The following is a 25,627-nucleotide window of genomic DNA, read 5'->3' on the forward strand; positions in this document are numbered from 1 at the left end:
TGTGAATCGGCAGCACGTCGCGCTCGCCGCCATCGCCCTCCTCTCTGTGCTCGCCCTCTCCGTCGCGGCCGCGAACCTCGACGCAACCGCAGAGTCCTCCCCGGGAGTTGGTGTCGGGTCCAGCGAAATCGGCATCGGCTCCGACGAGGAGTTCTCGTTCGGCGGCCCTGCGCCCCAGCCCCAGGAAGAGTCGAGCGTTTCGCCGTTCTACCGACTTCTCTCACAGCTCGTCGGCGTCTTCATCATCGTCGGCGCAGTCGTCGGCATCGTCGTGCTCTACCGTGATTACGGCATCAAAGGCCCCCTCTCTGTGTTCGGTGTCGGCATCTTCCTCGCCGTGTTGCTCTACTTTCTCCTGCAAGGGGGCGGGTTCGACCTTCGCTCCGGCTCCGGCGGCTTCGGAGACGGCGGGAGCATCCAGCTTCCTGGTGGCGGGAGCATGGGCGAGGTGGACGCCACGCAGATTGCCACCCAGCCCGCAGTTCCGACGGCGTTCGCCATTATCTTCGGCATCGTGCTCGTGTTGTTCATCTTCGCCTACACGCAGTCAGTGCGGGGCGACGACGAGGACGAGGAGACGGTCCCCGGCGCACCACAGGTGGACGTGAGCGAAATCGGTGCCGTAGCCGGACGAGCGGCCCGGCGCATCGAGCGAAACGGCGGTGAACCTGACAACGAGGTGTACCGCGCGTGGAAGGCCATGACCGACCATCTCAACCTGCCGAACCCGGCGACGAGCACGCCGACGGAGTTCGCAGACGCGGCGGTTGCGGCGGGCATGGAATCGGCGGACGTGGCCGAACTCACGCGCCTGTTCGAGGAGGTTCGCTACGGCGGCCACACGCCGACCGACGAGCGCGAATCTCGCGCGGTGAGCGCACTCCGGCGCATCGAACGAACCTACGGCGAGGGCGCGGTATGAGCGTCGGTCGCTCGCTGTTCATTCTGCTCGGGGCGGTCACCGCGTCGCTCGGTATTTTGGCGGCGTTCGTCCCCGGCCTCATCGATTTCTCGAATCCGACGTACATCATCGTGACCGTCCTCGGCGTGGTGGCGCTCGTTCAGGCGGTGAGCGCAGCGACGGACCGACTCAAATCCACCGAAGAGGCTGCCACGACCCGTGTCGTAGAGCGGAGGGACCCCGTTCCGATTCCGGGCACGGCGTTCGACGAGGGCTTTGGCGACCTCGGTGCCATGGGCCGAATGCGCGGAGCACGTCGGCGCGACGAAGTGCGAGACCGTCTCGAACACGCGACCGTCGCCGTCCTCACCCGGTATGGCGGTCTCACCGAGGAGCAAGCGAGAGCCCAGATGAAGGCAGGGACGTGGACTGACGACGTTTACGCCGCCGCCTTTTTCGCGACCGACGTGGACGACGGCGGGTTCCTCGGCGGCTTTTTCAGTACCTCGATTACCAGCGAATCGACGTTCCAGCGCCGCGCGCGTCACGTCATCGACGCGCTGAATCGCCGGCTCATCACGGAGGCTAGGTGAATGCGCAGACAGCTTCGACCTGACCCGGACGAACTGCCTGACCTCGGTGAGATACTCGACCGGAAAACGGGCCGGTGGACGGGCGTGAGCGTCGTCGCTTTCCTCGCCGGAGCCCTCGGCGTCCTGTCGAACAGACCCGCGGTGTTGCTCGCTGGCGTCCTCGGCGTCGGCTTCGCCGCCTACGCACAGCTTCGAACCGCGCCGCAGGTGTCACTCAGCGTGAACAGAACCGTCGAAACCGACGCGCCGGAACCCGGCGACGAGGTGGAAATCACGACGATTGTGCGAAACGAGGGGACCGAACCGCTCGTCGACCTTCGACTCACTGACGGCGTGCCGGCGGGCCTCGACGTGACTGCGGGGTCGCCCCGGGTCGCCACCGCGTTGCGGCCCGGCGAATCGGTCACGCTCTCGTACACCGTCGAGGCGGTCCGCGGTGGCCACGAGTTTCGCCCACTTCTGGCTCTTGCGCGGAACCTTCCGGGGACGGTCGAACGCGCGGTGCAGATTCCCTGCGAGGGGATGGTTCGCTGTGTGAGTCCACTTCCGCCGGTGGGGACGTTCCCGCTTCGGGCGCAGACTTCCCAATATACCGGGCAGGTCGAAACCGATACTGGAGGTTCGGGCATCGAGTTCTTCGCCACCCGCGAGTACCGGTCGGGCGACCCGCTCAGTCGAATCGACTGGAATCGGAAGGCGCGCACCGGTCGCCTCTCGACGCTCGAATTCCGCGAGGAACGCGCCGCGACGGTCGTGCTCCTCATCGACGCCCGCAAAGAGGCCTACCTCGCGCCCAACGCGGAGGCAGAAACCGCAGTTCAGCGGAGTATCGACGCCGCAAGTCACACCTTCGTCTCGCTGCTCGCGACGGGTGACCAGGTAGGGGTGGCGACGCTCTCGCCGACGCCGCTGTGGCTCGGGCCGCGTGCCGACGACGAGCACCGCGCCCGGGTGCGAGAGGCACTCTCGACGCACGAATCGCTCGCCCCGACGCCGCCGACGGAGCCGTTCTATCCCTCGGTCAGGGTGAATCAACTGCGAAAACGATTGCCTGGTCACGCGCAACTCGTCCTCATCTCGCCGATGTGTGACGATTATATCGCCTCGCTTGCCCGACGATTCGACGCCTACGGCCACCTCGTGACTGTGCTCAGTCCGGACCCGACGGCGACGAAGACGCCCGGCCAGCGACTCGCCCGTATCGAACGCCAGACGCGACTGTCGAACCTCCGCGCCGTGGGGATTCGCGTCATCGACTGGCCGGGTGACGAGTCGCTGCCGGCGACCTTAGAGAAGGCGGCCCGGAGGCTGGCTCAATGAGCGACATCGACCGCACGCCGCCTGATTTCGGACGGGTGCTCACGATGGGGGTCGCGCTCGTCGCCGTGTTGGTGGCGGCCTACGCCGGCCCAGCGACGCTGCTGCTCGCGCTCGCCGGACTCGTGAGCATGGGTATCGGCGTCCTGCGCGGTCGACGCCTCGGCGTGACCGTCGGCGCGGGCGTGCTGTTCGTCGCCCTTCTGCTGGCAGGAGTTTCTGGGCTCTCCACTCCGCTTACGCTCCTCGGTGCGGGCGCGGCAATTCTGGCCTGGGACGTCGGCGAGAACGCAGTGAGTCTCGGCGAGCAACTCGGTCGGGAAACTGCAACCAAAAGGGCGCAACTCGTTCACGCGGGTGGGAGCCTCGTCGTGGCACTCCTCGTCGGGACGCTCGCAGTCGGCGTGTTCGAACTGGCGACAGGGACGAACTCACTGACCGCGCTGGTGCTCCTGCTCATCGGGGCGCTGATGTTGACCTCGGTACTTCGAGAGTAGTCGGCTCAGTCGATAGTCGGTACGGCCACCGATTCGAGGACGTCTTCGATGATCTCCGCCTTCGTGATGTCGCTGATTTTCGCATCCGGCGTGAGGACGACGCGGTGGGCGAGCACCGGGCGCGCGATTCGCTTCACGTCGTCGGGAGTGACGTACTCGCGGCCAACGATGACCGCGCGGGCGCGGGCCGCTTCGAACAGGCGCTGGGTTCCGCGAGGGGAGACGCCAATCCGGACCCGCGGGTCCGCTCGGGTCTCTCGTGAGATGGCGACCATGTAGCGCAGCAGGTCGTCGTCCACGTGGACGTTCTCGGGGGCGCGCTGGAGGTCACGCACGCGCTCGGTCGTGAGAACGCGCTCGACGGAGGGACTCTGGACGCGGCGGGCCGCCCGGCGTTTGAGCAGCTCGAACTCGCCGTCCTCGTCGGGATAGCCAATTGACGTTTTCACCGCGAAGCGATCGACCTGCGCTTCCGGGAGCGCGAAGGTCCCCTCCTGCTCGACTGGATTCTGCGTCGCCATGACGAAGAAGGGGTCTGGAAGCTGGTGGGTGTCCCCATCGACGGTGACCTGTTTTTCCTCCATGGCTTCGAGGAGAGCGGCCTGCGTTTTGGGCGGGGCGCGGTTGATTTCGTCTGCGAGGACGACGTTCGCGAAGATGGGGCCTTCCGTGAACTCGAAGGTTCGGTCGCCTTCGTTGAAGACGTGCGTCCCGGTCACGTCAGAGGGGAGGAGGTCCGGGGTGAACTGGATGCGCGAGAACGACAGGCCGAGCGCCTTCGCGAAGCTCCGGGCAGTGAGGGTCTTGCCCGTCCCGGGCACGTCTTCGATGAGGACGTGGCCCTGCCCGACAATACCCATGAGGACGCTTTCGAGAAAGTCGCGCTCTGCGATGACGGCGGTGCTCACGCCGTCTAGCACGGCGTTGCACTCCGCGCTCGCATCCGTGATATCCATGCACACATCGGGGTCCGGCGGCCGTTTATGTCTATCGCTTTTCATGGTTTTCGCTCGGCAAAAATCGAAACGGATAAACGCAACACGCCGGAACTCTCTGGTAGAGCCGAGATAGCCTAGCCCGGCCAAGGCGGTTGCCTCGAAAGCAACTGTCCCTCGGACTCGTGAGTTCAAATCTCACTCTCGGCGTCTTTCAACTTTCAACACCCGCGAGCTACCGCTGTGTCGCTCGCACGCTGGGACAGTTGTATGCAACCAATTGAGATTTGAACCAGGGAGCGAGCATAGCGAGCGACCGAGGTTCAAATCTTCACTTCGTGATTGCTCACCAACGATTCAGCAAGGCTGAATCGAGACTCGCAAATCCGCAGGATTTGCTCACTGATCAAACGCACTCGGAATCGTCGGCAGGAATGGCAACTGCGAAGTCAGCAGATACAGTGACTTTTTGCTCGCGCCGATGGCGTACTGGCGGGCGCTTTTGTGAATCGGGGTTCGTTTGCCGTGAATCGTGGTGTCGCCCTCGCGGATGGCGTCGATGAGGCGGTCGCCGTCTACGGTCTCTTCGGTGAACGACACCTCGGATTCGTCGACGTGAATCTCGGTGACGGCGCGGCCGATGTTCGGGAGGTAGTGGGCGTCGCTCGCGCCGATTTTCGGGTAGTCGCGTCGCTCTGCGAACTTGTGCGCCCGCCGATTCCGGTAGCCGGTGAACAGCATGGAGTTGTACACTTCGATGCCGTCGCAGTCAGAGAGATTGCGCTTTCTGACGCCGTGACGGGTGCGCTGGAAGGGATGGGGGGTGATGGCGATGCCGCCGAGGTCACGGATGTACGAGACGGTCTCGGCGAAGGACTGGCCTTTCGGCGGGCACTCTTCAACGCCAATGGCGAGGAGGTGGCCGGCTTTCGTCGAGACTTCGACGCCGGGGATGCCGATGAGGTCGAACTCGGGGGCGAGTTCCGCCGCTCTCCGCGACTCCTCGATGGTGTCGTGGTCGGTGACGACCACGCCGTCCAACCCGATTTCGCTCGCGTGTTCGAGGATGAGCTCGACCGGTTCGCGGCCATCGTATGAGCCCTCCGAGTGGACGTGGGGGTCGATTCGTACGGAGATGGTGGTCTCCATTTTTCTCGTATGTGGAGACTCTGCGAAGAAGTGGTTAAGCGTTCTGCCCGACTGACGAGTTTACTGCGAGTCACAACGCGGTCACGCCGTCGATGGAGATGCCGAACTCGCGTTCGAGGAGCGTCTCCCACTCCGTTGGGTCGATGGCGCCCGACGATTTTCTCGTAGCGGTGTGCCTCGTCGAGCGAGACGCCGTTTCCCGGTCGATCGCCGAACGGGTCGCCGGTGATGGGCAGATTCTTAAAGAACGGCTCGCCGCCCTGTGTTGGATATTTCTTCAATTCTTCGGTGCGAATACCGATGTTCTTGCCACAGAAGTCAGCTTTTTCGTGGTGGTTTGAGTAAATCCGACTGTGCCCCGCAATCTAACCGCCCTGCTGTTCGCCCTGCTCGGCCTGCTCTGGGGGGCGTCGTTCGTGGCCATCGAAATCGGTCTCGACTTCTTCCCGCCGGTGTTGTTCGCCGCGCTCAGGTACTACATTGCGGGGGCCATCATGCTTGGCTACGCGGTGAGTTCGACTGCGCGCTGGCTACCCCGCTCGCGAGCCGAGTGGCTCATCGCGGGCATTTCGGGTGGCTTTCTCATTGGCGGGCACCACGCCTTTCTGTATCTCGGTCAGCAGTTCGTCTCCGGGGCGATTGCGGCGGTCATCATCAGCCTCGGGCCGGTGTTGACGACGGTGTTCGCGAGTGCGCTGCTCCCGAGCGAGCGCCTGCGTCTGCCGGGCCTCGTCGGCCTCGGTCTCGGCCTCCTCGGTGTCGTCATCATCGCGAACCCCGACCCACAAAACCTGCTCACGGCGAACGTCCTTGGCATCGCGCTCGTGTTCGTCGCCTCGGTGTGTTTCGCCCTCGGTGCGGTGCTCACCCGACCGATTCGCACCGACTTCCCTGTGCAGTCGCTTCAGGCGTGGGGAATGCTGCTCGGCGCGGCGTTACTCCATCTCGTCGCCCTCGCTCGTGGCGAGTCGATGGCGCAAATCGCCTGGACGCAGACCGGTATCCTCTCGCTCGCGTACCTCGCAGTTGGGTCGGGAGCCGTTGCCTTCTTCATCTACTTCGAACTGTTAGACCGCCTCGGCCCGATTCAGATCAACCTCATCGGCTACTTGGAACCGGTCTGGGCGACGGTGCTCAGTTTCGCGCTGCTCGGGTCGCTCGTGAGTGCCCAGAGCGTTCTCGGCTTCCTCGCCATTTTCTGTGGATTCGCCCTGGTCAAACGCGAGGCCCTCCGAGCGGGCGTGGGAACGGTGGTCGCGCGGGTTCGCCAGCAGACAGATTCCTGACGCCGAGACAGTCCTCGGCTTCGTGATGTTGGTCAACGGCTATCCGCTCTGTCGTCGTCTGTAGTAGTGGTGACAAACATGGCAACAGACCAATCGATAGAGCAGAACAAGGACGTTGCACGCCGCGCACTCGAAACCCTCTGGCGGGGTGAGTACGACACGATAGACGACCTCTGTGCCGCAGAATTCGTTGGGCACGATACGACAGTAGAGGGCGACATCATCGGCCCCGAAGGAATAAAGGAGTACTTCAGAGCCATTCACGCAGGTCTCTCGGAAACGGACTACAGCATAAACGAGGTCATCGCAGAGGGCGACCGTGTCGTCACGCGCGGGACGTCAAAGGGGATGCACTCGGGCGAACTCAACGGCATCCCGGCGTCCAACAAGGCCATCGAAGTGAACGACATCGTCGAGTTCAGATTCAAAGACGGAAAAATCGTCGAGTCGTGGGCGATTCCCGACGGGCTCTCGTTGATGCAGCAGGTCGGCGTGATTCCAGAACAGGGAAGCTGAGCACGCATTCTTAGTTTGGTCGCTGCGATTCGTCGGCAGTCTTGCCGATGAAGCCGCTTTTGAAGCCAATCCATGCGAGAACGCTCATGAAGAGGATTGGCGGGAGAATCATGAATCCCCAGAGTGGGTCGAGCCCCCAGACGAGTAACAAGACGATGTCTGCGATGCCCAGAAAGAGGAAGGGGATGACCGCGAGTACGGCCGACGTCGTCCGGTCCATATCCGGGGTTGGGCGTGGAAACCCAAAAGTCGCGCGTTTGCCCGCCAGTGCAGCCCGAGTTATTAACTCAACCCCCCCACCAACGCCAAATTTATTAATATGGGTGGTGGAAATGGTAGCTTGATTAATAAGCAACGACCGCGAAAATCAGGTAATGACAGCGGAATCTTCCGCACCTGCCGGCCACGGACACGGCCATCGCGAGCAGCTCTCGCTTTCGGTCCCCGAGATGGACTGTGCCTCCTGCGCCGGAAAGATTAGTAACGCGCTCGACGACGTTGTCGGCGTCGTCGAGTACGACCTTCGCCCAACGACCGGCAAAGCGGAGGTCGTGTTCGACCCCGACGAGACGACGCGAGAGGCGGTGCTCGCTGCGTTCGACCGGGCGGGCTACGAAGTAGCGAATCTGGACGAAGTGGGTGCGACCAGAGACGAACCGTCGACCTCAGTGTGGCGCTCTACCCGGGCGAAGAAAACGGCCGTCAGCGGGGTGTTCCTGCTCTTTGCACTCGTCTTCGAGTTCCTGCTCGCTGGCTTCGACGTGGCTATCGCGTCGGTTCTCACCCGCCAGTTCACCGTCTCCGACCTGCTGTTTCTCACGGCCATCGTCGTCGGCGGGCAGGTCATCCTCCGAAACGGCTACTACTCGGCGCGCAACCTGAACCTCGACATCGACTTCCTGATGAGCGTCGCGATTCTCGCCGCAACGGGTGTCACGCTCGCCATTCCGGCAGAAAACCTGTTCGTCGAAGCAGGGTCGATTGCCGTGTTGTTCAACGTCGCCGAGTTGCTCGAACGGCGGTCCATCGAACGCGCCCGCACCTCGCTCGCAGAACTGTTTTCGCTCGCTCCCGAGACGGCGACGGTCAAACATGACGGGCACACCCACGAGCGGTCGGTGGAGGAACTCGACGTAGGCGACATCGTCGTCGTCCAGCCGGGTGAGAAGATTCCGACCGACGGCACGGTCGTAGAGGGTGAGAGCGCGGTTAACCAAGCTCCCATCACAGGCGAGAGCGTGCCTATCGACAAGGAACCGGGTGACGAGGTGTACGCAGGCACCCTGAACGAAGCCGGCTATCTCGAAGTCGAGGTGACGGCGCGAGCAGACGAGAACACGCTCGCACGCATCATCGACCTCGTCGAGAGCGCCCAGGAGAAACAGACCAAACGCGAGCAGTTCGTCGAGCGATTTGCGGGCTACTACACGCCCGTCGTGGTCGTGGCCGCGATTCTCACCGCCGCGATTCCGCCGCTGTTGTTCGCCGCGCCGTGGGTCGAGTGGTTCGTCCGCGGCATCGCGCTGCTGGTCATCGCCTGCCCGTGTGCGTTCGTCATCTCGACGCCCGTCACGGTGGTCTCGGGGGTCACGAGCGCCGCCCGAAACGGCGTGCTCATCAAGGGTGGTAATTACCTGGAGGCGATGGGCGAGGTCGAAACCGTCGCCTTCGACAAGACGGGCACGCTGACGACGGGCAAACTCTCGGTCACGGACGTCATCCCGCTCAACGGCAACTCGGCGGACGACGTGCTCGAATGCGCCTATGGCGTCGAATCGCGCAGCGAACACCCCATCGCCGCCGCCATCACCGAGCACATCGACGCCGAGTACACGGCTGATATCGACGACTTCGAGAGCCTGACCGGCAAAGGCGTGCGCGCCCAACTCGGGGGCGAGACCCACTACGCCGGCAAACCCGCGCTGTTCGAGGACCTCGGGTTCGATTTAGACCACGTCCACTTCACCACGGGCGCGGGCGACCTTCCACACGAGACGCAGGCCCAGTGCGAGCGCGAGGGCTGTCTCGACCTCGTCTCTGACACCATTCCCCGGCTGCAAGACCAGGGGAAGACGGTGGTGCTCATCGGAACCGCAGACGACCTGGAAGGTCTCATCGCCGTCGCGGACACCGTGCGTCCCGAGGCGAAAGCGGTGGTCGCCGCACTCAAAGACCGCGGCGTCCGAACGGTGATGCTCACCGGTGACAACGAGGGCACAGCCGAGGCCGTCGCCCGCGAGGTGGGCGTAGACGAGTTCCGCGCGAGCCTGCTCCCCGAGGAGAAGGTGGACGCAATCGAAGCTCTCCTCGCAGAGTACGAATCGGTCGCGATGGTCGGCGACGGCATCAACGACGCGCCCGCGCTCGCCACCGCCACCGTCGGCATCGCCATGGGCGCGGCGGGCTCTGCGACCGCCATCGAAACCGCGGACATCGCGCTCATGGGCGACGACCTCTCGAAACTGCCCTACCTCTACGACCTCGCCCACCAGGCAAACGGCGTCATCCGACAGAACATCTGGGGCAGTCTCGCGGTGAAGGCGCTGCTCGCCGTCGGGATTCCCCTCGGCTTCGTCTCCGTCGTCGTCGCCGTGCTCGCAGGCGACGTGGGCATGACGACGGTGGTGACGGGCAACGCGATGCGACTCTCCAGAATCGAACCGGAAGACGAAGTCTCGATTCCCGAGATGACTTAGTCGTCTACGCCGTGAGTGACGTGAACCCGTTTAAACAGCGGTTTGAAAATGTAGTAGCTGATGGACCCGATGACGAACATCGCCACCAGCAACTGCGCGTCGCTCGCGTGAAACACGACTCGGAGGATAATCGTCGGCACCAGCCACAGAAATACTGCCGCGAAGAGGAGGGCGTACTTGAGCGAGTGGTCCTCGGTGTCCTCCGGACCGAAGTTTCGGCGCATACCCGAACCTGTTCTGGAAGCTACAATAAACCTCGTGCGTGGATTGACTTGTCGCGTCACTCGTTTCGGTCGGTCTGTCGGGTTTCCACGAACGCCGGCCTGAGCGCGTAGGCGATGAGTACGCCGACGACGAGGCCGACAGCCGAGACGGAGATGTCGCCCGCCGAAAACACGACGCGAAGGATGGCGAGCGGCGTGACCCAGACGGCGAGCGCCACGAGGAAGAGCAAGAACTGTCTGGTCAGCGCGGACGCTCCAATCGACGACTCTCCGTTCCCTCCCCACATTATTTCCCACTACTCAATTCGAAATAATGCGTTTTGTGCCTACATGCGCCGGGTGAGACGGCCACACGACTCTCGTCCGCGACTGCCGCGGAACCTACACTTTTGTCGGCGTGCGAACAATCCGCACACAATGACCGACCTGTGTTTCGAACCTGCCGCATCGCTCGCCCGACGCATCCGGGCAGGCGACCTGTCGCCAGTTGCAGTGCTCAACGCCCATCTCGACCGCATCGAGACGCGAAACGAGCGCACGAACGCGTACGTCCACCTCGCCGAGGCTGAGGCGCGTGAGGCCGCACGGGAAGCAGAACAGGCCGTCTCCAGTGGCGCGACGGTCGGGCCACTGCACGGCCTCCCCATCGCGGTCAAGGACCTGCTCCAGACCGCGGGGATGCAGACCACGTTCGGGTCGAAACCGCTCGCCGACGTTGTCCCCGACGCGGACGCAATCGAGGTTTCGCGGGTCAAAGACGCCGGGGGCATCGTCCTCGGCAAGACCAACACTGCGGAGTTCGGGCACGTCGCGATTACGGACAACGAACTGTTCGGTTCGACGGGCACGCCCTACGCTCCGGAGTACACCGCGGGTGGCTCCTCGGGGGGCAGCGCGGCGGCCGTCGCAGATGGCATGGCTCCCCTCGCGCTCGGGACGGACGCAGGTGGCTCCGTTCGAATTCCGGCATCGTGCTGTGGCATCTTCGGGCTGAAACCGTCGTTCGGGCGGGTGGCCCACCGCGAGCGTCCGGACGGCTTTCTCGACGCGTGGCCGTTCGTCCACTCCGGGCCGCTCACCCGGACTGTGGAGGACGCCGCGCTCGCCATGGACGCGCTTTCGGGTCCCGACCCGGCTGACCCCTTTTCGCTGCCGGCCCGCGAGGGCAGCTACCTCGACGCGCTTTCCCAGCCAGTCGATGACCTGACCGTCGCGTTCTCCCCCACGATGGAGGCGTTCACCGTCGCAGACGAGGTGCGAGACATCGCCCACGAGACCGCCGAGAAGTTCGAAGAAGCGGGCATGACCGTCGAACGTGCAGACCCCGCCTTCGGCGACATCTGGGAGGACGTGGAGACGGCGGGGCGCATCCTGTTTCAGGCGCGAGTCGCGTGGGTCGTCGCCCACTCCGAGGAGGCGTTCGGCGTCAACCTCGCGGACCACGCAGAGGACCTGAGTCCGGCCTTCGGTGCGATGGCGCATCTCGGAAAGAAGCACTCGGTCATGGCGCTCTCGGAGGCGAACGCCATTCGGACGAAAGTCGTGGACGCAGTCGAGCGCGTCTTCGCGAACTACGACCTCATCCTGACGCCGACGATGGGCACGCCGCCGTTCAAGCGTGGTATCTACGGGCCGGAGGAAATCGACGGCGAGGAGATAGACCCGTACACGGGCTGGTATTTAACGCTCCCGTTCAACCTGACCGGCCATCCGGCGGCATCGGTCCCCGCGGGCGTCGTCGATGGTCGCCCCGTCGGAATGCAGGTGGTCGGCCGTCGCCACCGCGACGACGTGGTGCTCGCAGCGTGCCGCGCGTTCGAGCAGGTGGCGTCGTGGCACGACCACCGGCCACCGAAGTGACTGCTCGCTGAGCAACCTCGTTCTCGTTTCCTGGATTGACTCGTGCTGGACGCTCACTACTGCATTTTCCGTTCGGAGAATCTGACAGCCTGTTGCCCACACCAACGATTTAGATAAGTCTAAACATTGAGTTAGACCAATACTGTTAAGTGAACTCACCCGTCTAAATCAGATATCAATGACTGACACGCATTCTCAATCGGGCAGATTGACGCGGCGGAAGGCGCTCGCTGCCGGCGCTGGACTGCTTGCTGCAGGGTTCGCCGGGTGTCTCGGCGGCGGTGAGGCGGTCGCAGGCGGAAAGAACAACGATACTGACGGGCCAGTTGCTGTCGCATCGTTCTTCAGTTTCTACGACTTTGCGCGGAAAATCGCCGCAGACACGCCCGTCGAAGTGAAGAATCTGGTCCCGACGGGCCTGCACGGGCACGGCTGGGAGCCGAATTCGAGCGTCACCCGCGACATCATCGAGGCGGACGTGTTCATCCACGTCGGCGAGGACTTCCAGCCGTGGGCCGACCGCGCGATTCAGACGCTCGAAGACGACGGCGCGAACACCGAACTCATCAACGTCCGCGAAGGCGTCGAACTGGTCGACCTCGCCGCGAGCCTCGACCCCGAAGAGGAGGGCGTCGGCGAGGGTAGAGGGCAGGACCCGCACTTTTGGCTCGACCCACAGCGGGCGAAAACCTCGGTGGACAACATCACCGCGGGCTTCGTCGAGTACTTCCCCGACCACGCAGACACGTTCGAGGCGAACGCGACGGCGTACAAGTCCGAGGTTCTCGACCGCATCGACGCCGACTACCAGGCTATCTTCGACGCCGCAGAGCGAAAGGTCGTCCAGCTGGCCGCGCACAACGCCTTCCAGTACATCGGGACGCGCTACGACGTGGAGATGCGCCCGCTCGTGGTGAATCTCGCGGCGAGCGGCGACGTGAAACCCTCCGACATCACGAAGGCGAAGGAAACCATCGAGGAGTTCGACATCAGCTACATCGGCGCAGGCGTCTTCGAGACGCGAAAGCCGGCGAAGCAACTGCTCGCAGAGACCGACGTCGAGGCGTACTACCCGGTCACGCCGTACGCGGGCGTCCGCGAGAACTGGGTCGCAAACGACTGGGGTTACGAAGAGATTGCATACAACATCAACATGCCAACCTTCGAAGTCGTCCTGGGCAACACGTCGCCCGCCGAAGCCGGGCCGGACGGCTGGAGCGGTGAGTGGAGGAACTTCGAATGACTGAGGAGGCCCCGCTCATCAGTCTCTCTGACGTGTCCTTTGGCTACACTGCGACGCCCGTCGTCGAAGACATCTCCCTCGAGATCGAGTCGGGCGAATACGTCGCCGTCGTCGGGCCGAACGGTTCGGGGAAGTCGACGCTGATGAAACTCATGCTCGGCTTGCTCCGCCCCGACAGCGGCGAGGCACGCCTCTTTTCGCAACCGTCTCACGAGTTCGACGATGGTGCGCGAATCGGCTACGTCGCCCAGCACGCGAGCGCCTCGAAGGAGATGCCGATTACCGTCCGCGAAGTCGTGAAGATGGGGCGCTTTCCGCACGTCGGAACCGGTCGGCTCTCGGCTGCCGACTGGAAAATCGTAGACCAGTCACTCGAAACGGTGGGGATGACCGCCTTCGCCAACCGTCGGGTGACGCAGCTTTCGGGCGGGCAGCGCCAGCGAGCGTTCATCGCCCGGGCGCTCGCCGGGGAGGCAGACCTGCTCGTCCTCGACGAACCGACCGTCGGCGTGGACGCAGAATCCGTCGAGGCGTTCTACGAACTGCTCGAAGCCCTCAACGACCAGGGCATCACCATCCTGCTCATCGAACACGACCTCGGGGCGGTGGCCGACCACGCACACCGCGTCGTCTGCCTGAATCGCGGCATCTACTTCGACGGGCCGACCACGGAGTTCGTCGAAAGCGACGCCCTCCACCGGGCGTTCGGGACGGCAGTGGCCATCTCGGGTGATGCCTGATGTTCGAACTCGGCATCCTCCTGCAGTCGAGTCCGCTTGACCCCGTCCTCTCGCCGCTGTACGTCCTCCTCGAAGGCTGGTACTGGGTCATGACCCAACTGTACTACCTGACCGGCCTGGAGCTAATCAGCCCCGAGTACAAGTTCATGCACCGCGCCATCCTCGTCGGCCTCTGTATCGGCGTGATGGCCCCGCTCATCGGGACGTTTCTCGTCCATCGACAACTCGCGCTCATCGGAGACGCCCTCGCCCACACCGCCTTCGCGGGTGTGGCGATTGGCCTGTTCCTGAACGGCGTGTTCAGTCTCGGGGTGTCGCCGTATCTGACGGCCGTCGTCGTCGCCGTCATCGCCGCGCTCCTCATCGAACTCATCGCCGAGGCCACCGACGCCTACAACGACGTGTCGATGGCCATCGTCCTCTCGACGGGATTCGCCCTCGGGTCGGTGCTCATCAGCCTGAACGCGGGCGGCCTCGCCGTCGGCATCAACCAGTTCCTGTTCGGCAACCTCGCCACGGTGTCCGCGGAGAACGCCGCCATCTTGCTCGTGTTGTTCACCATCATCGTCGGGACCGTCGCCGTGTTCCGCAACCAACTGCTCTACGTCACCTTCGACGAGACGGCCGCGGCCGTCTCGGGACTGTCCGTGAGCTGGTACAACCGCGTGATGGTCATGCTGACGGCGCTCGTCGTCGTCGGCGCGATGCAGATAATGGGCGTCATTCTCGTCGCCGCGATGCTCGTCGTTCCCGTCGCCGGGGCGACGCAGGTGTCGCGAAGTTTCACCGAATCGTTGTTCGTCTCCGTCATTCTCGCGCAACTCGCCGTCCTGCTGGGTATCGGCGCGGCGTACTACGGCGAGGCAACCGCTGGGGGCGTCATCGTCCTCGTCGCCGTCGCACTCTACGCGCTCGCCGTCGTCGCTGGCAAACTCCAGACGCGGTTCACCGTGGACGAAACCCCCGAACTGGGGAGCATCACCACCGGAACGACAGAGACGAACTCAGACTGATTTTCACCCGCGGAGGGCGTCCACGGGGTTCAGATTCGCCGCTCGCCACGCCGGGTAGAGGCCAGAGATGAGACTTGCCCCGAGACCGAAGGCGTAGGCCTGCCCGATGAAGGCGAAGTTCGCGAGGGTAAACACGCCAAATGGGTCTTCGAGGATGAACTGGCTCACGGCCATGCCCGCGCCGATTGAGAGGAAGACGCCGACGACGCCGCCGATGACGCCGAGCAGTAGGGCTTCGACGAGGATGATGCCGAGAATCTCGATTTTCTGGACGCCCACGGCCCGGAGGACGCCAATTTCGGTGCGTCGCTCAATGGTGCTCATGAGCATGACGTTCAGGATGCTCACCCCCGCGACGACCAGTGAGATGGCCCCGATGGCGATGAGGAAGGTGCCGATGGCGTTGAACGCCTCTGCGATTTGCGCGGAGATGTCGGCGAGTTCGAACACTTCGTAGCGGCGGTCTCGGTCGTTTAGGCCGCGGATGGCTTCGGCCGTCGCGTTCGCCTCCAAGCCTGACCCGGCATCGACGACGATTTGGCCGTACTCGCGTGCGGGGAACGCCTCGACGGGAATCACGACGCCGTTGTTCGCGGAGGTGGGCGAGAACGCCTGACTCTCGGCGAGAATCGCGCTCACCCGGTAGGTCGTTCCGTCTACGACGATGCTGTTGCCGACGCGCACGCCGAGGTCTTCAGCGAGGGTCGTCCCGACGAGTGCGCCGCTTCTGAGCGTCGGCGGAATCGAACCGGCCTCCGCCTCGTAGAGGTCGCCGGGTCGGGAGACGCCAAACACCTGTATCACCTGTTGTTCGCCGCTGAACTCGATGACGCCCTGTTTCTGGGCGACCGGCGTGACCGTCGCGCCGGGAGCCGCCCGTTCGACGTTCTGGACGTCGCGGTCTGAGAGGAAACTCACGCCCTCCTCGAACGCCGGCGAGACGATGATTTCGCTGCCGATGTCGCCGAGCGATTCGGTGACACTCACCTGCAGGGTGTTCCCGAAGATGCCGAGCGAGGCGATGGCGAGGACGCCAATGACGATGCCGAGCATGGCGAGCGCCGAGCGAATCTTGTTTCGCGTGAGGTTGCGCCGCGCCATCATCACCGCGGGGAAGCGCCGGTAAATTGGTTCAAACATCGGTCACGACCTCCTCGCCGGTGATAACCCCATCGACGATGTTGACCCGGCGGTCGGCGAACGCGGCGACGTTCGGGTCGTGGGTGACCGCGACGATGCCGACGCCCTCGTCGCAGATGGCTCGAAGGCGCTCTAAGATTTCTCGGCCCGTCTTCTGGTCTAAGTTGCCCGTCGGTTCGTCCGCGAGTAGCACGCGCGGTTCGTTCACGAGCGACCGGGCGATGGCCACGCGCTGTTGCTGGCCGCCAGAGAGTTCAGAGGGCAGGTGGTCCAGTCTATCGCCGAGGCCGAGGTCGGTGAGCAACTGTTCTGCCCGTACTCGCCCCTCCGCGGCGGCGGCCCCGCCGAACAGCGTCGGTAGTTCGACGTTTTCGGTCGCCGTGAGCGAGGGAATGAGGTAGAAGTCCTGGAAGATGAAGCCGATGGCTCCCTGTCGGGCCTTGGTGCGGTCTCGGTCAGAGAGCGTGGTTACGTCCTCGCCGTCGAGCAGGACGGTCCCCTCGCTCGGCTCGTCGAGCAGGCCGATCATGTTGAGCATGGTCGATTTCCCGGAGCCACTGGGTCCCATGACCGCAACGAACTCGCCCGGTTCGATGGCGAAATCGACGCCCTTGAGGACGGTGAGCGTCTCGCCGCCGAGTTCGTAGCGCTTGACCACGCCGCGCAGTTCAACGAGCGCCATCGCGAGAGTTGCGCCAGGCGTAGCCGACGACCCCGGCCACGAGCAGGACGACGAACACACCGCCGAGAACGAGCGGCAGATCGAGGCCGCCGTCGGTCGGCTGGTCGTTCGCGGTGCGGTCGCCTTCGACGCGGACCTGAACCGTCTCGGTTCGCTCCTCGCCGCCCGCGAGGTAGGTGACGCTCACGGGCACGGTGGTGACCTCCTCGTCTACCTCGGCGTAGAGGTCGAAGACGACGAAGTCGCTCTCGGGGACCGTCCCGACGAAGTACTCGCGGAACGGCTGGGCGGGCGTCACGCCGTCTGCGGGGACGACGCGCACGACGACGCTCTCTGCGGGGCCTTGCCCGACGTTGCTCGCGCTGCCCGTGATGTGGAGTGTGCCGTCCTCGAACTCGGTGTTGATGCCGGTGAGCGCGACGACGCCCACGCGCGGGGTGTAGCGGAGCGTGGTTTCGCTCGTTCCGGAGACGGTTCCGGTCTCGTAGGCGGTCTGGATGATGAGGTCGGTCGGGTCGGTCACGCCGGTCAGGTCGAGCGTTGCGCTGCCCGCTGACTCCGCGGCGACAACGGGAATCAACGTTCGTGCGACGGCGAGGCCGTCCTGTGTCGCGGCCGTCACGACGACGTTCTCGATGGGTGCGTTCCCGAGGTTCAACACGGAGACGGTCACGGGCGGGGAGACGACGGTGTCTTCGGTCGCCTGCACGCTCGCCTCCACGACGACGTTCTCGACCAGCGGTTCGACCGTCACGGAGCGCGTCGCGGAGACGGTGCGTCGGTCGTCGCCGACGGTGTAGGAGAGTTCGGCCGCGGTCGTGAACTGGCCCGCTCGTTCGTTTTCGACGGTGAAGTTGAACGTGAGTAACTGCCCGGGTTCGAGTCGGGGAACGACGCGAACGGCGTCCTCGACGGCGATGGCGCTGCCCGAAAGCGTGAGTTCGAGGTCGCGCAGCGTCGCCTCGCCGCCGTTCGAGACGCGCACGGCGTAGGTGCTCTCGGTGTTCGACACCGGTGACCCGGTCACGATTTGCAGGCGGGGGACCGACCCATCGATGACCGATTCGCGGACGTCGATGGTGACCGGGTAACGAATCGTCTCGCCAGAGCCGTTGGTCGAGCGGCCGCGGACTTCGACTTCGAGTTTCTTCACGCCCGCGTCCTCGAAGGTCACGGTGAGCGGCACGGCGAGACTCTCACCCGGTGAGAGCGTCCCCAGGTCTTCGACGCGGTCGTAGCGGGTCGAGCCCTCGCGGGCTTCGAGCGAGACGGCGGTCACTTCGAACGCCTGTTGGCTGCCCGCTGAGTTGCGGATGGTCGCGGTGACGGTGACGAGGTCTGCGACGCCGGGTTGCTCGGGGGTGACCGTCGCGCCCGTGACCGAGATGAAGGTGTCTTCCTGGGCGAGTGCGGTCGTCGGTGCGAGCAACGCGCAGACGACGAGAATGGTGAGGAGTGTGGATTTCATGGAACAAACAGTTGGCTTGCGAGTGTGAGTGCGATGCTGACCGCGACCGGAAGCGCGACGATGAGTATTCCCTGGCCGAGCGTGACGTGGCGGGCGTATTTGACGGCGAACGCCCAGAGGAACGCGCTCCACAGGGTGAACGCGATACCGACGAGACCGGCGACTTGCAGGACGCTCGACCGAGTGACTGCGAGCGTAAACGGCTCGATAGCTTCGGGCGTGGTCGGCGACGGAATTCCTTGCAGGGCGAGGTACATCGCGCCGAGGCCGAGCAGGCCGCCGAAGATGGCGGGGACGAACCCCCACCCGGTCAATGCGAGCGTCTTTCTGAAGTCACCCTCACCGTCGAAGACGATGGAGATGACGTGGAAGACGACGGCGAACAGCACCCAGACGACGAACTGCGTGACAAGCGCCCCGCCGACGCCGAACGTGTAGCTCAGTAGTGCGACGGCCGGGCCAACGTCGGCAGGAAGCGCGGTGAGGATGCGCGAGAGCAGGAGGAACGACGTTATCGCCCCGACCACCCCCGCGAGCAAAACGACCCCAGCGGCTCCCCAAAGCCGCGGTGACTCGGCCTCTGCCCGGAAGAACGCGTCCGGGTTCGTAACGAGGTCGAGAATCATCACCTGAGGTTAGTCTCGAAAGGAGATAACTGTATCAGGGATACAGTATATCACAGAACGAGTTTTTAGTTTAGATGGGTTCTGGAAGCAGAAGCGGCCGTTTCCGTGCGAATCTATTAATCTGCTGGCATCCTACGAAATCTGGGAAATTCAGATGGGACGCATTGTTCACTTCGAGATTCACGCACAGAACCCAGAGCGCGCCCTCGAATTCTACGAGAACGTCTTCGACTGGACCGCAGAGCAGTGGGGCGACATGGACTACTGGCTGCTCGTCACTGGCGAGGCGGACGAACCGGGCATCGACGGCGCAATCACCAAACGAGAGGGGCCAAGACCTACGGGCCACGACCCGTTTAATGGGTTTGCCTGTACGGTGGACGTCGACTCGGTGGACGAGACGGTGGACCTGGTCGAACGCTTCGGCGGGAAAGTCATCACCGAAAAACACGCCGTCGATGGCGTCGGCTGGCTCGCGTACTGTGAGGACACTGAAGGCAACCAGTTCGGGTTGATGGAAGCCGACGAGACGGCCGCCTGAGCCAAGCTTAGTTGCTGATACAGCTGTCGAAGGTGAGTTTGACGGTAGTACGGGATGGACCGCAAGTGGCGAACGTGTAGAGAAGACATTTACCGGTATTGTGTGATTTTCTCGATATGACTGCCCCTCGGTTTCGCCGCCGCCAATTGCTCACACTAACCGGAGTCGGGCTGTCTGGTGCGCTCACGGCGTGTCTCGATACGGCCCCCTCCGACGTGAACACCAGCACGGAAACGCCCGAACCGTCACGAACACCGCCCAGCTACGATTGTGGGGCAGCCTACCGACCAGAACCAAATCCACCACGCGCTGAGAATGCGGTCGAACCGAAAGCGTACCCGTCACGTCCCGAGTCGATCGAAAACGGAGGTGGCATCGTCGAGTACGTCACTGAATACGAAAAAGCGTACAGAGTGAACTCGTTGCTGGCCCAGTACGGGGACCGCCTCACCAACGTCTCGATTTGGATAGACGAGACACGGACCTACGACGCGCCTGAACAGACTGCTCTCGTTCGAGTTCAATATCGATATTCTGAAACCGTCGAGACGGAAGATGGAGCTGTTATCGGCGACTCTCCCCGTATTTTTGTGACGTACTACGTCGACCAGTCGGTCGTCATCCGTGCAGAGAGTACCGGGGCGAGTGATGACTCAGAGACACTCCATCCCGACCCTTGGCGAGGCGGGCGAACAGTTGATTGCTTCGGGTCGTGATTGTTACCGGACCTCCGGCGGCGTCTCCTGAAACGCGAGCAGCGCCTCGCGGAAGTCGTCTGGAATCGCAATTGCCTCGCCCGTCTGCGCGCTCACGGCGACGTGGGTGACGTGGCCCGAGGCGAACAGTGTGTCGTCGGCCTTCTTTCGGGCGCGGTAGGCGAACGTGATGCTCTTCGTGCCGAGTTCTGCGACGCGCATCGCGTTCACGACTACGTCGTCGAACTTCGCGGGGGCGTGGTAATCTACATCCACGTGGACGACGTGGACGTCCCAGCCTTTGTCTGCGAACGTGTCGTAGCCGTAGTCAATCTCCCGGAGGAAGGCGTTGAACGTCTCGTCCTGGAAGGTGACGTAGTTTCCGTAGAAGACGACGCCCTGCATGTCTGTCTCGGCGAAGCGCACCCGGTTTTCGAACACGTCGTAGAATTCAGCCATGGCTCTTCTCGGGTGGCGCACACGAAAAGCGTGTTGCGAGTGGTCAGTCGTCGGCGACCACGCGCGTCGATTCGGTGGCGAGTAGTCGGTCGAGTGCGTCGACCATCGCGTTGACGCTCGCGCGGGTGATGTCCGCTTCACTGGAGGACACCGTGACGTGGCGGCCATCGCGGGACATCTCGACTTCGACGGTCACGACGGCGTCCGTGCCGCCCGTGATGGCGTCGACGTGGTAGCTGTCGAGCTGGGCGTCCGCCGCCGGACCGAGCGCCGACCGAACGGCCGAGACGGCCGCGTCGACGGGGCCGCTTCCCGTACCGGAAGCGACGCGCTCTTCGCCATCGACGAGGAGGCGAACGCTCGCGGTTGGCGTACCGCCACCCGAGGCGGCGGTGAGGCCGAGCAATTCGACGCGCCGGTCGCGCTCTCGTTGCTGGACTTCTTCTGCAATCGTGAGGAGGTCGGCGTCGGTGACGCGCTTGCCCCGGTCGCCGAGTTCCTTCACGCGGGAGACGACCGTCGCGAGTTCGTCGTCACTAACGCTGACGCCGTGTTCTTCGAGTGCGGCCTCGACACCCGCACGCCCGGCGTGCTTGCCGAGGACGAGGCGGCGCTCCCGACCCACCTTTTCTGGGGGGTAGGGTTCGTACATCGCGTCGTCTTTGAGCGTGCCGTCGGTGTGGATGCCGCTCTCGTGGCTGAAGGCGTTCTCGCCGCAGACGGCCTTGTTCGGCGCGAGCGGGATGCCCGTCGCCGTGGCCACGGTCTGTGCGAGGGGGAACAGCCGGGTCGTATCCACCGTCTCGATGCCGTAGCCGTGGTCTAAGGCGATGGCGACCTCTTCTAAGGCGACGTTGCCGGCGCGCTCGCCGATGCCGTTTACCGTCGCGTGAATGAGGTCTGCGCCCGCCCGCACGCTGGCGAGGACGTTCGAGACGGCGAGGCCGAGGTCGTCGTGGGTGTGCGTGCCCGTCGGTCCTAATTGGGCCAGTCGGGAGACGGCCTCGTAGGTGTGTTCGGGCGTCGCGTGCCCGACGGTGTCGCAGTAGCAGACGCGGTCTGCACCAGCGTCTAAGGCCGCGCCCATCAATCGTTCGAGGTAGTCTAAGTCGGCGCGCGACCCGTCTTCGCCGAGGACTTCGACCCAGAGGTCGTGGTCGCGGGCGTATTCGACGAGCGAGACGGTGTTCGCGACGACGTCGTCGCGGGTCGTCCCGACTTTCGTTTCGATGTGGCGGTCGCTCGACGGCACGACGAGGTGGACGCCGTCGACGCCGCAGTCGAGTGCGAGGTCGATGTCTCCCTGCACGCCGCGGGCGAAACTCGTCACCCGGGCGTCGAGGCCGAGCGAGGCGACTCGCGAGATAGTCTCGCGCTCGCCCGCGCCGGTGCAGGCGCTGCCCGCCTCGATGACGGAGACCCGCGCCCGGTCTAACTCGCGGGCAATCTGGGCCTTCTGGTCTGGAGTGAGCGAGACACCTGGGGCTTGCTCACCGTCGCGAAGCGTTGTATCTACGAACTGTACGGAAACCGAGTCAGAGGTGAGATGTGATTCGGGAAGGGACCCGAATAAAACGGTCACTGGTCATGATAGCCATCCTCACGAAACGCCCCTGGGGACTTAAACCAGGCTGATGTGGCAGATGTTGCTGTTCAATCGACAATGGCGAGACGGTCGCCGATAGCCACGTCGCTCGCCGCACCCTCGGGCAACTCGACGATGAGGTCGGCCGTCGCCGCTCCGTAGCCGAGCCACGGGCGCAGGGTTTCGACCTTCACCACCTCGCTGTCTCGCGCCCAGATGACGTCGATTGGGAAGAACACGAACAGCATGTGGATGTCGCGCCGTCGCGCCTTCGAAAACCGGAAGGCGAGTCCGTAGTCGTCGGAAATCGACCGGCGGAACATGAGGCCAACGCCCTGCTGGAGGACGTTGTCGGCCGTCTCCACCTGCGTGGCGAGCACGTGCCGGCCCTCGGCTGAATCGTGAACGAGTCGCACACGCTGTCGTCGGCGGGCGGGCGGAAAAGTGATTCGGGAGTCAGTTTCAAATCCACGGACGCGCAACGTGGGGTATGGCGAAGACGCCGCAGGGAACCTCCGTCGGGGTGGACGATCCCTACGCCCACGTCGAGCGGTGCGACCACCTCACCGACGACGGGCGGTGTCGCTACGCCTTCCACTACGCCGGCAACGACCCCGAGTTCGCCGCGGCGCGGAAAGCAGACGATTTTCAGTGCCCGGTTGTTGACCCAGATCACGACTGGGAGTGGCGCGACTGCCCGCACTTTCGCTCGACTGAGCACAACCGCGAGTGCGCCCGCTGTGGCTTAGAAGAGCGACTGAACAAACACTCGACTCAGGCCCGTCCACTCCTCGAAGAACACCACCTCTCCTACGCCGACCGGGAGGCCGGCACCCACGAAATCACGGTGTTTCTCTGTCGGTGGTGTCACGCGAAGATTCACAACTCCTTTGCGAGAATCGACGACGACGCGAGTCCCGATCCCGAAGCCATCGCCGAGGGCGAAACACGCCGAGGTCAGGAGCTTGACGAACTGGGCTTTCAGACAGCGAGCGAGCGCAGGAAAAACGAGTAATCAGGGTACGCCGGCCGGATTGTTCGTCCAATACGCCCCAATCATCGCAATCGCGTCTTCGTCCTGCCAACCCACGGTGACGTCATCAGGGTCGAATGAGCTGGACGCCTCGAAGGTGAGCCATCCCTCGCGGGTGTCGTGGTCGTCCGGGAGATACGGGTAGAATCCAGGATGGCGTCCGTAGTTTGCCGAGTACCAGTCTCCGTTCGACCCAAGGACGAACTGCCAGATTTCACCACTGATATCTTCCATGGAAATCCAGGCGTGGACGAAGGTGTTTGCCGAGTCTTTCTTGTCCAGCGCGATGGCATCGTAGTCGAAGACGGGGACGAAGTAGCTCGTCTGGTCCCCCACGTCTATGTCGATGGTAATTCGCTTTCCGTCCCACAGTTCGAAGGACTCACCAAAGGCGAGCACCGGCCGTGTAAACCGTATCTGCCGTTCCTCGTCGAGTGCCTCGATCCGAATCGTGTACGGTGCGTCCCACCACCCCTTGATTTCCTCGCTCTGGAAAGTCGCCTGCTCGCCGGGTCCGAGGGTCACAGCCCACTGGAACGGTTTCGTCGGCCAATCGAACCAGTAATCGACTTTCGTGTTGACCTCCGTCTCGAATTCACCTGTTGCGTCCCCCGTATTCTCGACGGTAAACGAGTAGGTGAACGCCGTGCCCATATCCACCTCTTCGGGTGCGTCGAAGGCGACGAGTTCGAAGGTGGCCTGTCCGGTTGGCTCCTCGGTCGTCGTTTCTGTCGGTTCCTCGGTGGTCGGTTCCTGGGCTGTCTCAGTGGGCGTCTCTGTGGGTTCCTCGGTCGTAGTCGTCGATTCTTCCGTGGTCGTCGGCTCCTGAGTCGTGGTCGTAGGCTCCTCGGTCGTCGTCGATTGTTGGGTCGTCTGTTCTTGCGTCGTCTGCTCTTGTGTCGCCGTTTCTGTGGTTTGCGTCGGTTCCTCGGTGGTCGGCTGTTGGGTCGTCTCGGCTGGTTCCTGAGTCGTGGGTTCGGCTTCCGTTTCAGTCGGCTGCTCAGCAGTAGTTCCTGGTTCGCTTTCGGTTGGCTCCTGTGTGGTCTGGGTCTCGGTCGTCGCCTCGCTCGTTGGTGTTTCAGTCGTCGGGTCTTCCTGCGACGCTCTGTCTGCCGTCGTGAGCGGTGGAATGTCGTCCGACGGAGGCTCAGTCGTCGGGCCCTGCTCGGCCGACGTACAACCCGCCACTCCCAGTGCACCCCCCGCCGCAAGCAGTTCCATGTACTCGCGTCTGTCCATCCCTGACGATTCGATGGAAGGCGATATAGTGTTGTGTAAAAAATATAATATCTGTGACTATCTGGTCTGTTGATGGGTAGCCACAACGGACTTGTGTCCCACTCGCCACGACACGATTCAATGAACCACCCAACCCTCGTCGGCCACGTCCACCTCAAGGTGCGGGACCTCTCGCGTGCCCACAATTTCTACACGGAGGTGCTCGCCCTCGGGGAGACCGAGCGCCACCAGAACTACGTCTTCCTCTCGTGGGGCGAGCGCCACCACGACGTCGCTCTTCAGGAGATTGGGCCGCACGCGGCGGGACCGGGCGACGGGGTGGGGATGTTCCACGCCGCGTTCGAAGTCGAGTCGGTCGAAGTGATGCAGGACATCTACCGGAGACTCGTCGTCCGCGAGGTGGACGTGGCGGCGCTCGATCACGGCATCAGTAAAGCGCTCTACTTCGACGACCCGGACGGCAACGGCCTCGAAGTGTACCTCGACACGCGCGCCGCGAACGACCAGCGGACGTGGGACGGGTACAACGGCCGGTTCGACCCGCTCGCACTCTGACGCGAAAATCGGCCCGTTTCAGGAGGTTTATACGACGATACTCGCTACTCACCGCTAATGACCCGCATCGTCGTGATTAACAATCACGGGCAGTTCACCCACTTAGAACACCGGGCGCTGCGCGACCTCGGCATCGACACGGACCTTATCGACAACGACACGCCGCCCGAAGACATCGACGCGGACGGCATCGTCCTCTCGGGCGGCCCCAGCATGGACGACATCGGGCGCTGTGAAGAGTATCTCGAGATGGACGTGCCGGTGCTCGGCATCTGTCTCGGCATGCAGATTATGGCCGAAAAACTCGGCGGGCGCGTCGGCGGCGGCGAGTACGGCGGCTATGCCGACGTGACGGTCGAAATTCTCGACGAAAACGACCCGCTCCTCGGGTCGCTCGCACCCGAAACACGCGTCTGGGCCAGCCACGCAGACGAGGTCAAAGAACTCCCCGAGGGCTTCACCCACACCGGCACGAGCGACGTCTGTGGCATCGAATCCATGAGCAACGTAGACCGTGACCTCTACGGCGTCCAGTGGCACCCAGAAGTCGCCCACACCGACGAGGGCGAGGAAGTGTTCGAGAACTTCCGCGCCATCTGCGAGTAACGGGATTTTTGTCCTCTCCCTAGAAGTA

30 protein-coding genes and 1 tRNA gene are annotated in these 25,627 nt (G+C 63.7%); 18 read left to right on the top strand and 13 right to left on the bottom strand.

The window, feature by feature from the left end; translation table 11 throughout:
- The first annotated feature begins 1 nt into the window (after position 1).
- The 4 genes from P0648_RS05080 to P0648_RS05095 are packed head-to-tail and all read left to right on the top strand — an operon-like array spanning position 2 to position 3,308.
- Positions 2 to 922 carry a DUF4129 domain-containing protein gene (locus P0648_RS05080; RefSeq protein ID WP_276248355.1) on the top strand — a complete coding sequence of 307 codons (921 nt, stop codon included), beginning with the start codon at positions 2 to 4 and terminating at the stop codon, positions 920 to 922.
- Positions 919 to 1,494, top strand: a complete 576-nt coding sequence (locus P0648_RS05085) for a hypothetical protein (protein ID WP_276274473.1) — start codon at positions 919 to 921, stop codon at positions 1,492 to 1,494. The genes P0648_RS05080 and P0648_RS05085 overlap by 4 nt, the downstream gene beginning before the upstream one ends.
- Complete coding sequence (locus P0648_RS05090) at positions 1,495 to 2,814, top strand: DUF58 domain-containing protein (protein WP_277505468.1); 1,320 nt, start codon at positions 1,495 to 1,497, stop codon at positions 2,812 to 2,814.
- A complete protein-coding gene (locus tag P0648_RS05095; RefSeq protein ID WP_277505470.1) occupies positions 2,811 to 3,308 on the top strand; it encodes a hypothetical protein in 498 nt (165 codons plus the stop codon). Before P0648_RS05090 ends, P0648_RS05095 begins: the two co-directional genes overlap by 4 nt.
- 5 nt (positions 3,309 to 3,313) lie before the next feature.
- Here P0648_RS05095 and P0648_RS05100 read toward each other — a convergent pair whose 3' ends face one another.
- Entirely contained in the window at positions 3,314 to 4,264 is a 951-nt protein-coding gene (locus tag P0648_RS05100; RefSeq protein WP_276274470.1) for a MoxR family ATPase, read from the bottom strand.
- 105 nt (positions 4,265 to 4,369) lie between these two features.
- On the opposite strand from P0648_RS05100, the gene P0648_RS05105 reads away from it, so the two are divergent.
- Positions 4,370 to 4,453: transfer RNA gene (locus P0648_RS05105), tRNA-Ser, on the top strand.
- A 189-nt stretch (positions 4,454 to 4,642) separates the two neighbouring features.
- Here P0648_RS05105 and P0648_RS05110 read toward each other — a convergent pair.
- The gene (locus tag P0648_RS05110; protein ID WP_277505473.1) at positions 4,643 to 5,392 is read right to left on the bottom strand and encodes a PHP domain-containing protein; all 750 of its coding nucleotides are present in this window, start codon (positions 5,390 to 5,392) and stop codon (positions 4,643 to 4,645) included.
- Positions 5,393 to 5,484: 92 nt separating this feature from the next.
- Between P0648_RS05110 and P0648_RS05115 the strand changes: the two genes are divergently transcribed.
- From P0648_RS05115 to P0648_RS05125, 3 genes are all read left to right on the top strand, one after another.
- Positions 5,485 to 5,733 carry a hypothetical protein gene (locus P0648_RS05115; protein ID WP_277505474.1) on the top strand — a complete coding sequence of 83 codons (249 nt, stop codon included), beginning with the start codon at positions 5,485 to 5,487 and terminating at the stop codon, positions 5,731 to 5,733.
- 12 nt (positions 5,734 to 5,745) lie between these two features.
- Positions 5,746 to 6,678 carry a DMT family transporter gene (locus P0648_RS05120; RefSeq protein WP_276248348.1) on the top strand — a complete coding sequence of 311 codons (933 nt, stop codon included), beginning with the start codon at positions 5,746 to 5,748 and terminating at the stop codon, positions 6,676 to 6,678.
- A 78-nt stretch (positions 6,679 to 6,756) separates the two neighbouring features.
- Positions 6,757 to 7,194, top strand: coding sequence for an ester cyclase (locus tag P0648_RS05125; RefSeq protein ID WP_277505477.1), 438 nt, complete (start codon positions 6,757 to 6,759; stop codon positions 7,192 to 7,194).
- 10 nt (positions 7,195 to 7,204) lie between these two features.
- On the opposite strand, the gene P0648_RS05130 is transcribed toward P0648_RS05125, so the two are convergent.
- Positions 7,205 to 7,414 carry a hypothetical protein gene (locus P0648_RS05130; RefSeq protein ID WP_276248346.1) on the bottom strand — a complete coding sequence of 70 codons (210 nt, stop codon included), beginning with the start codon at positions 7,412 to 7,414 and terminating at the stop codon, positions 7,205 to 7,207.
- 154 nt (positions 7,415 to 7,568) lie between these two features.
- On the opposite strand from P0648_RS05130, the gene P0648_RS05135 reads away from it, so the two are divergent.
- A complete protein-coding gene (locus P0648_RS05135) occupies positions 7,569 to 9,890 on the top strand; it encodes a cation-translocating P-type ATPase (protein WP_276248345.1) in 2,322 nt (773 codons plus the stop codon).
- On the opposite strand, the gene P0648_RS05140 is transcribed toward P0648_RS05135, so the two are convergent.
- Positions 9,887 to 10,114: a hypothetical protein gene (locus P0648_RS05140; protein ID WP_276248344.1), complete on the bottom strand. Its 228-nt coding sequence runs from the start codon at positions 10,112 to 10,114 to the stop codon at positions 9,887 to 9,889. The genes P0648_RS05135 and P0648_RS05140 overlap by 4 nt on opposite strands.
- Before the next feature lie 56 nt (positions 10,115 to 10,170).
- A complete protein-coding gene (locus tag P0648_RS05145; RefSeq protein WP_276248343.1) occupies positions 10,171 to 10,401 on the bottom strand; it encodes a hypothetical protein in 231 nt (76 codons plus the stop codon).
- A 130-nt stretch (positions 10,402 to 10,531) separates the two neighbouring features.
- On the opposite strand from P0648_RS05145, the gene P0648_RS05150 reads away from it, so the two are divergent.
- The 4 genes from P0648_RS05150 (at position 10,532) to P0648_RS05165 (ending at position 14,970) form a co-directional block, all read left to right on the top strand.
- The gene (locus P0648_RS05150) at positions 10,532 to 11,974 is read left to right on the top strand and encodes an amidase (RefSeq protein WP_276248342.1); all 1,443 of its coding nucleotides are present in this window, start codon (positions 10,532 to 10,534) and stop codon (positions 11,972 to 11,974) included.
- Positions 11,975 to 12,152: 178 nt separating this feature from the next.
- Complete coding sequence (locus tag P0648_RS05155; protein WP_277505480.1) at positions 12,153 to 13,217, top strand: metal ABC transporter substrate-binding protein; 1,065 nt, start codon at positions 12,153 to 12,155, stop codon at positions 13,215 to 13,217.
- Positions 13,214 to 13,957: a metal ABC transporter ATP-binding protein gene (locus P0648_RS05160; RefSeq protein WP_277505481.1), complete on the top strand. Its 744-nt coding sequence runs from the start codon at positions 13,214 to 13,216 to the stop codon at positions 13,955 to 13,957. The genes P0648_RS05155 and P0648_RS05160 overlap by 4 nt, the downstream gene beginning before the upstream one ends.
- The gene (locus P0648_RS05165) at positions 13,957 to 14,970 is read left to right on the top strand and encodes a metal ABC transporter permease (RefSeq protein WP_277505483.1); all 1,014 of its coding nucleotides are present in this window, start codon (positions 13,957 to 13,959) and stop codon (positions 14,968 to 14,970) included. Before P0648_RS05160 ends, P0648_RS05165 begins: the two co-directional genes overlap by 1 nt.
- A 3-nt stretch (positions 14,971 to 14,973) precedes the next feature.
- Here the strand turns inward: P0648_RS05165 and P0648_RS05170 are convergent, their stop codons facing one another.
- From P0648_RS05170 to P0648_RS05185, 4 genes are read right to left on the bottom strand one after another with little or no spacing between them, the layout of a single operon-like run.
- Positions 14,974 to 16,110 carry an ABC transporter permease gene (locus P0648_RS05170; protein WP_276248338.1) on the bottom strand — a complete coding sequence of 379 codons (1,137 nt, stop codon included), beginning with the start codon at positions 16,108 to 16,110 and terminating at the stop codon, positions 14,974 to 14,976.
- Positions 16,103 to 16,792 (bottom strand): ABC transporter ATP-binding protein, encoded by a 690-nt coding sequence (locus P0648_RS05175; protein WP_276248337.1) that lies wholly within the window; start codon positions 16,790 to 16,792, stop codon positions 16,103 to 16,105. Before P0648_RS05175 ends, P0648_RS05170 begins: the two co-directional genes overlap by 8 nt.
- On the bottom strand, positions 16,779 to 18,260 hold the full coding sequence (locus tag P0648_RS05180; protein ID WP_276248336.1) for a hypothetical protein: 1,482 nt from the start codon (positions 18,258 to 18,260) through the stop codon (positions 16,779 to 16,781). The genes P0648_RS05175 and P0648_RS05180 overlap by 14 nt, the downstream gene beginning before the upstream one ends.
- A complete protein-coding gene (locus P0648_RS05185; RefSeq protein WP_276248335.1) occupies positions 18,257 to 18,886 on the bottom strand; it encodes a Yip1 family protein in 630 nt (209 codons plus the stop codon). The genes P0648_RS05180 and P0648_RS05185 overlap by 4 nt, the downstream gene beginning before the upstream one ends.
- A 154-nt stretch (positions 18,887 to 19,040) precedes the next feature.
- Between P0648_RS05185 and P0648_RS05190 the strand changes: the two genes are divergently transcribed.
- Both P0648_RS05190 and P0648_RS05195 read left to right on the top strand, forming a co-directional pair.
- The gene (locus P0648_RS05190; protein ID WP_276248334.1) at positions 19,041 to 19,427 is read left to right on the top strand and encodes a VOC family protein; all 387 of its coding nucleotides are present in this window, start codon (positions 19,041 to 19,043) and stop codon (positions 19,425 to 19,427) included.
- 116 nt (positions 19,428 to 19,543) lie between these two features.
- Positions 19,544 to 20,143 (top strand): hypothetical protein, encoded by a 600-nt coding sequence (locus P0648_RS05195; RefSeq protein WP_276274464.1) that lies wholly within the window; start codon positions 19,544 to 19,546, stop codon positions 20,141 to 20,143.
- A 3-nt stretch (positions 20,144 to 20,146) separates the two neighbouring features.
- Here the strand turns inward: P0648_RS05195 and P0648_RS05200 are convergent, their stop codons facing one another.
- The 3 genes from P0648_RS05200 to P0648_RS05210 form a co-directional block, all read right to left on the bottom strand.
- Positions 20,147 to 20,581 (bottom strand): thioesterase family protein, encoded by a 435-nt coding sequence (locus tag P0648_RS05200; RefSeq protein WP_276274463.1) that lies wholly within the window; start codon positions 20,579 to 20,581, stop codon positions 20,147 to 20,149.
- A 43-nt stretch (positions 20,582 to 20,624) separates the two neighbouring features.
- Entirely contained in the window at positions 20,625 to 22,163 is a 1,539-nt protein-coding gene (locus tag P0648_RS05205; protein WP_277505487.1) for a (R)-citramalate synthase, read from the bottom strand.
- Positions 22,164 to 22,234: 71 nt separating this feature from the next.
- Positions 22,235 to 22,582 (bottom strand): DUF192 domain-containing protein, encoded by a 348-nt coding sequence (locus P0648_RS05210; protein ID WP_276248330.1) that lies wholly within the window; start codon positions 22,580 to 22,582, stop codon positions 22,235 to 22,237.
- A 74-nt stretch (positions 22,583 to 22,656) separates the two neighbouring features.
- Between P0648_RS05210 and P0648_RS05215 the strand changes: the two genes are divergently transcribed.
- On the top strand, positions 22,657 to 23,181 hold the full coding sequence (locus tag P0648_RS05215) for a hypothetical protein (RefSeq protein WP_277505490.1): 525 nt from the start codon (positions 22,657 to 22,659) through the stop codon (positions 23,179 to 23,181).
- Here the strand turns inward: P0648_RS05215 and P0648_RS05220 are convergent, their stop codons facing one another.
- Entirely contained in the window at positions 23,182 to 24,438 is a 1,257-nt protein-coding gene (locus P0648_RS05220) for a hypothetical protein (protein WP_277505491.1), read from the bottom strand.
- A 120-nt stretch (positions 24,439 to 24,558) separates the two neighbouring features.
- Here P0648_RS05220 and P0648_RS05225 point away from each other — a divergent pair, with 120 nt between their 5' ends.
- Complete coding sequence (locus P0648_RS05225) at positions 24,559 to 24,993, top strand: VOC family protein (RefSeq protein WP_277505492.1); 435 nt, start codon at positions 24,559 to 24,561, stop codon at positions 24,991 to 24,993.
- 57 nt (positions 24,994 to 25,050) lie between these two features.
- A complete protein-coding gene (locus P0648_RS05230; RefSeq protein ID WP_276248326.1) occupies positions 25,051 to 25,599 on the top strand; it encodes a GMP synthase subunit A in 549 nt (182 codons plus the stop codon).
- Positions 25,600 to 25,627 lie beyond the last annotated feature (28 nt).

The sequence above is a fragment of the Haladaptatus sp. DYSN1 genome, assembly GCF_029489995.1.
Classification (GTDB): domain Archaea; phylum Halobacteriota; class Halobacteria; order Halobacteriales; family Halococcaceae; genus QDMS2.

Excerpts from the sequence above, each read along its gene's own strand:
- P0648_RS05215 (WP_277505490.1), top strand. The coding sequence starts at position 22,657 with ATGGCGAAGACGCCGCAGGGAACCTCCGTCGGGGTGGACGATCCCTAC.
- P0648_RS05140 (WP_276248344.1), bottom strand. The coding sequence starts at position 10,114 with ATGCGCCGAAACTTCGGTCCGGAGGACACCGAGGACCACTCGCTCAAG.
- P0648_RS05220 (WP_277505491.1), bottom strand. The coding sequence starts at position 24,438 with ATGGACAGACGCGAGTACATGGAACTGCTTGCGGCGGGGGGTGCACTG.
- P0648_RS05095 (WP_277505470.1), top strand. The coding sequence starts at position 2,811 with ATGAGCGACATCGACCGCACGCCGCCTGATTTCGGACGGGTGCTCACG.
- P0648_RS05175 (WP_276248337.1), bottom strand. The coding sequence starts at position 16,792 with ATGGCGCTCGTTGAACTGCGCGGCGTGGTCAAGCGCTACGAACTCGGC.
- P0648_RS05135 (WP_276248345.1), top strand. The coding sequence starts at position 7,569 with ATGACAGCGGAATCTTCCGCACCTGCCGGCCACGGACACGGCCATCGC.
- P0648_RS05155 (WP_277505480.1), top strand. The coding sequence starts at position 12,153 with ATGACTGACACGCATTCTCAATCGGGCAGATTGACGCGGCGGAAGGCG.
- P0648_RS05150 (WP_276248342.1), top strand. The coding sequence starts at position 10,532 with ATGACCGACCTGTGTTTCGAACCTGCCGCATCGCTCGCCCGACGCATC.
- P0648_RS05230 (WP_276248326.1), top strand. The coding sequence starts at position 25,051 with ATGACCCGCATCGTCGTGATTAACAATCACGGGCAGTTCACCCACTTA.
- P0648_RS05145 (WP_276248343.1), bottom strand. The coding sequence starts at position 10,401 with ATGTGGGGAGGGAACGGAGAGTCGTCGATTGGAGCGTCCGCGCTGACC.
- P0648_RS05085 (WP_276274473.1), top strand. The coding sequence starts at position 919 with ATGAGCGTCGGTCGCTCGCTGTTCATTCTGCTCGGGGCGGTCACCGCG.
- P0648_RS05110 (WP_277505473.1), bottom strand. The coding sequence starts at position 5,392 with ATGGAGACCACCATCTCCGTACGAATCGACCCCCACGTCCACTCGGAG.
- P0648_RS05165 (WP_277505483.1), top strand. The coding sequence starts at position 13,957 with ATGTTCGAACTCGGCATCCTCCTGCAGTCGAGTCCGCTTGACCCCGTC.
- P0648_RS05170 (WP_276248338.1), bottom strand. The coding sequence starts at position 16,110 with ATGTTTGAACCAATTTACCGGCGCTTCCCCGCGGTGATGATGGCGCGG.
- P0648_RS05225 (WP_277505492.1), top strand. The coding sequence starts at position 24,559 with ATGAACCACCCAACCCTCGTCGGCCACGTCCACCTCAAGGTGCGGGAC.
- P0648_RS05200 (WP_276274463.1), bottom strand. The coding sequence starts at position 20,581 with ATGGCTGAATTCTACGACGTGTTCGAAAACCGGGTGCGCTTCGCCGAG.
- P0648_RS05100 (WP_276274470.1), bottom strand. The coding sequence starts at position 4,264 with ATGGATATCACGGATGCGAGCGCGGAGTGCAACGCCGTGCTAGACGGC.
- P0648_RS05190 (WP_276248334.1), top strand. The coding sequence starts at position 19,041 with ATGGGACGCATTGTTCACTTCGAGATTCACGCACAGAACCCAGAGCGC.
- P0648_RS05130 (WP_276248346.1), bottom strand. The coding sequence starts at position 7,414 with ATGGACCGGACGACGTCGGCCGTACTCGCGGTCATCCCCTTCCTCTTT.
- P0648_RS05185 (WP_276248335.1), bottom strand. The coding sequence starts at position 18,886 with ATGATTCTCGACCTCGTTACGAACCCGGACGCGTTCTTCCGGGCAGAG.
- P0648_RS05090 (WP_277505468.1), top strand. The coding sequence starts at position 1,495 with ATGCGCAGACAGCTTCGACCTGACCCGGACGAACTGCCTGACCTCGGT.
- P0648_RS05160 (WP_277505481.1), top strand. The coding sequence starts at position 13,214 with ATGACTGAGGAGGCCCCGCTCATCAGTCTCTCTGACGTGTCCTTTGGC.
- P0648_RS05195 (WP_276274464.1), top strand. The coding sequence starts at position 19,544 with ATGACTGCCCCTCGGTTTCGCCGCCGCCAATTGCTCACACTAACCGGA.
- P0648_RS05125 (WP_277505477.1), top strand. The coding sequence starts at position 6,757 with ATGGCAACAGACCAATCGATAGAGCAGAACAAGGACGTTGCACGCCGC.
- P0648_RS05115 (WP_277505474.1), top strand. The coding sequence starts at position 5,485 with ATGGAGATGCCGAACTCGCGTTCGAGGAGCGTCTCCCACTCCGTTGGG.
- P0648_RS05180 (WP_276248336.1), bottom strand. The coding sequence starts at position 18,260 with ATGAAATCCACACTCCTCACCATTCTCGTCGTCTGCGCGTTGCTCGCA.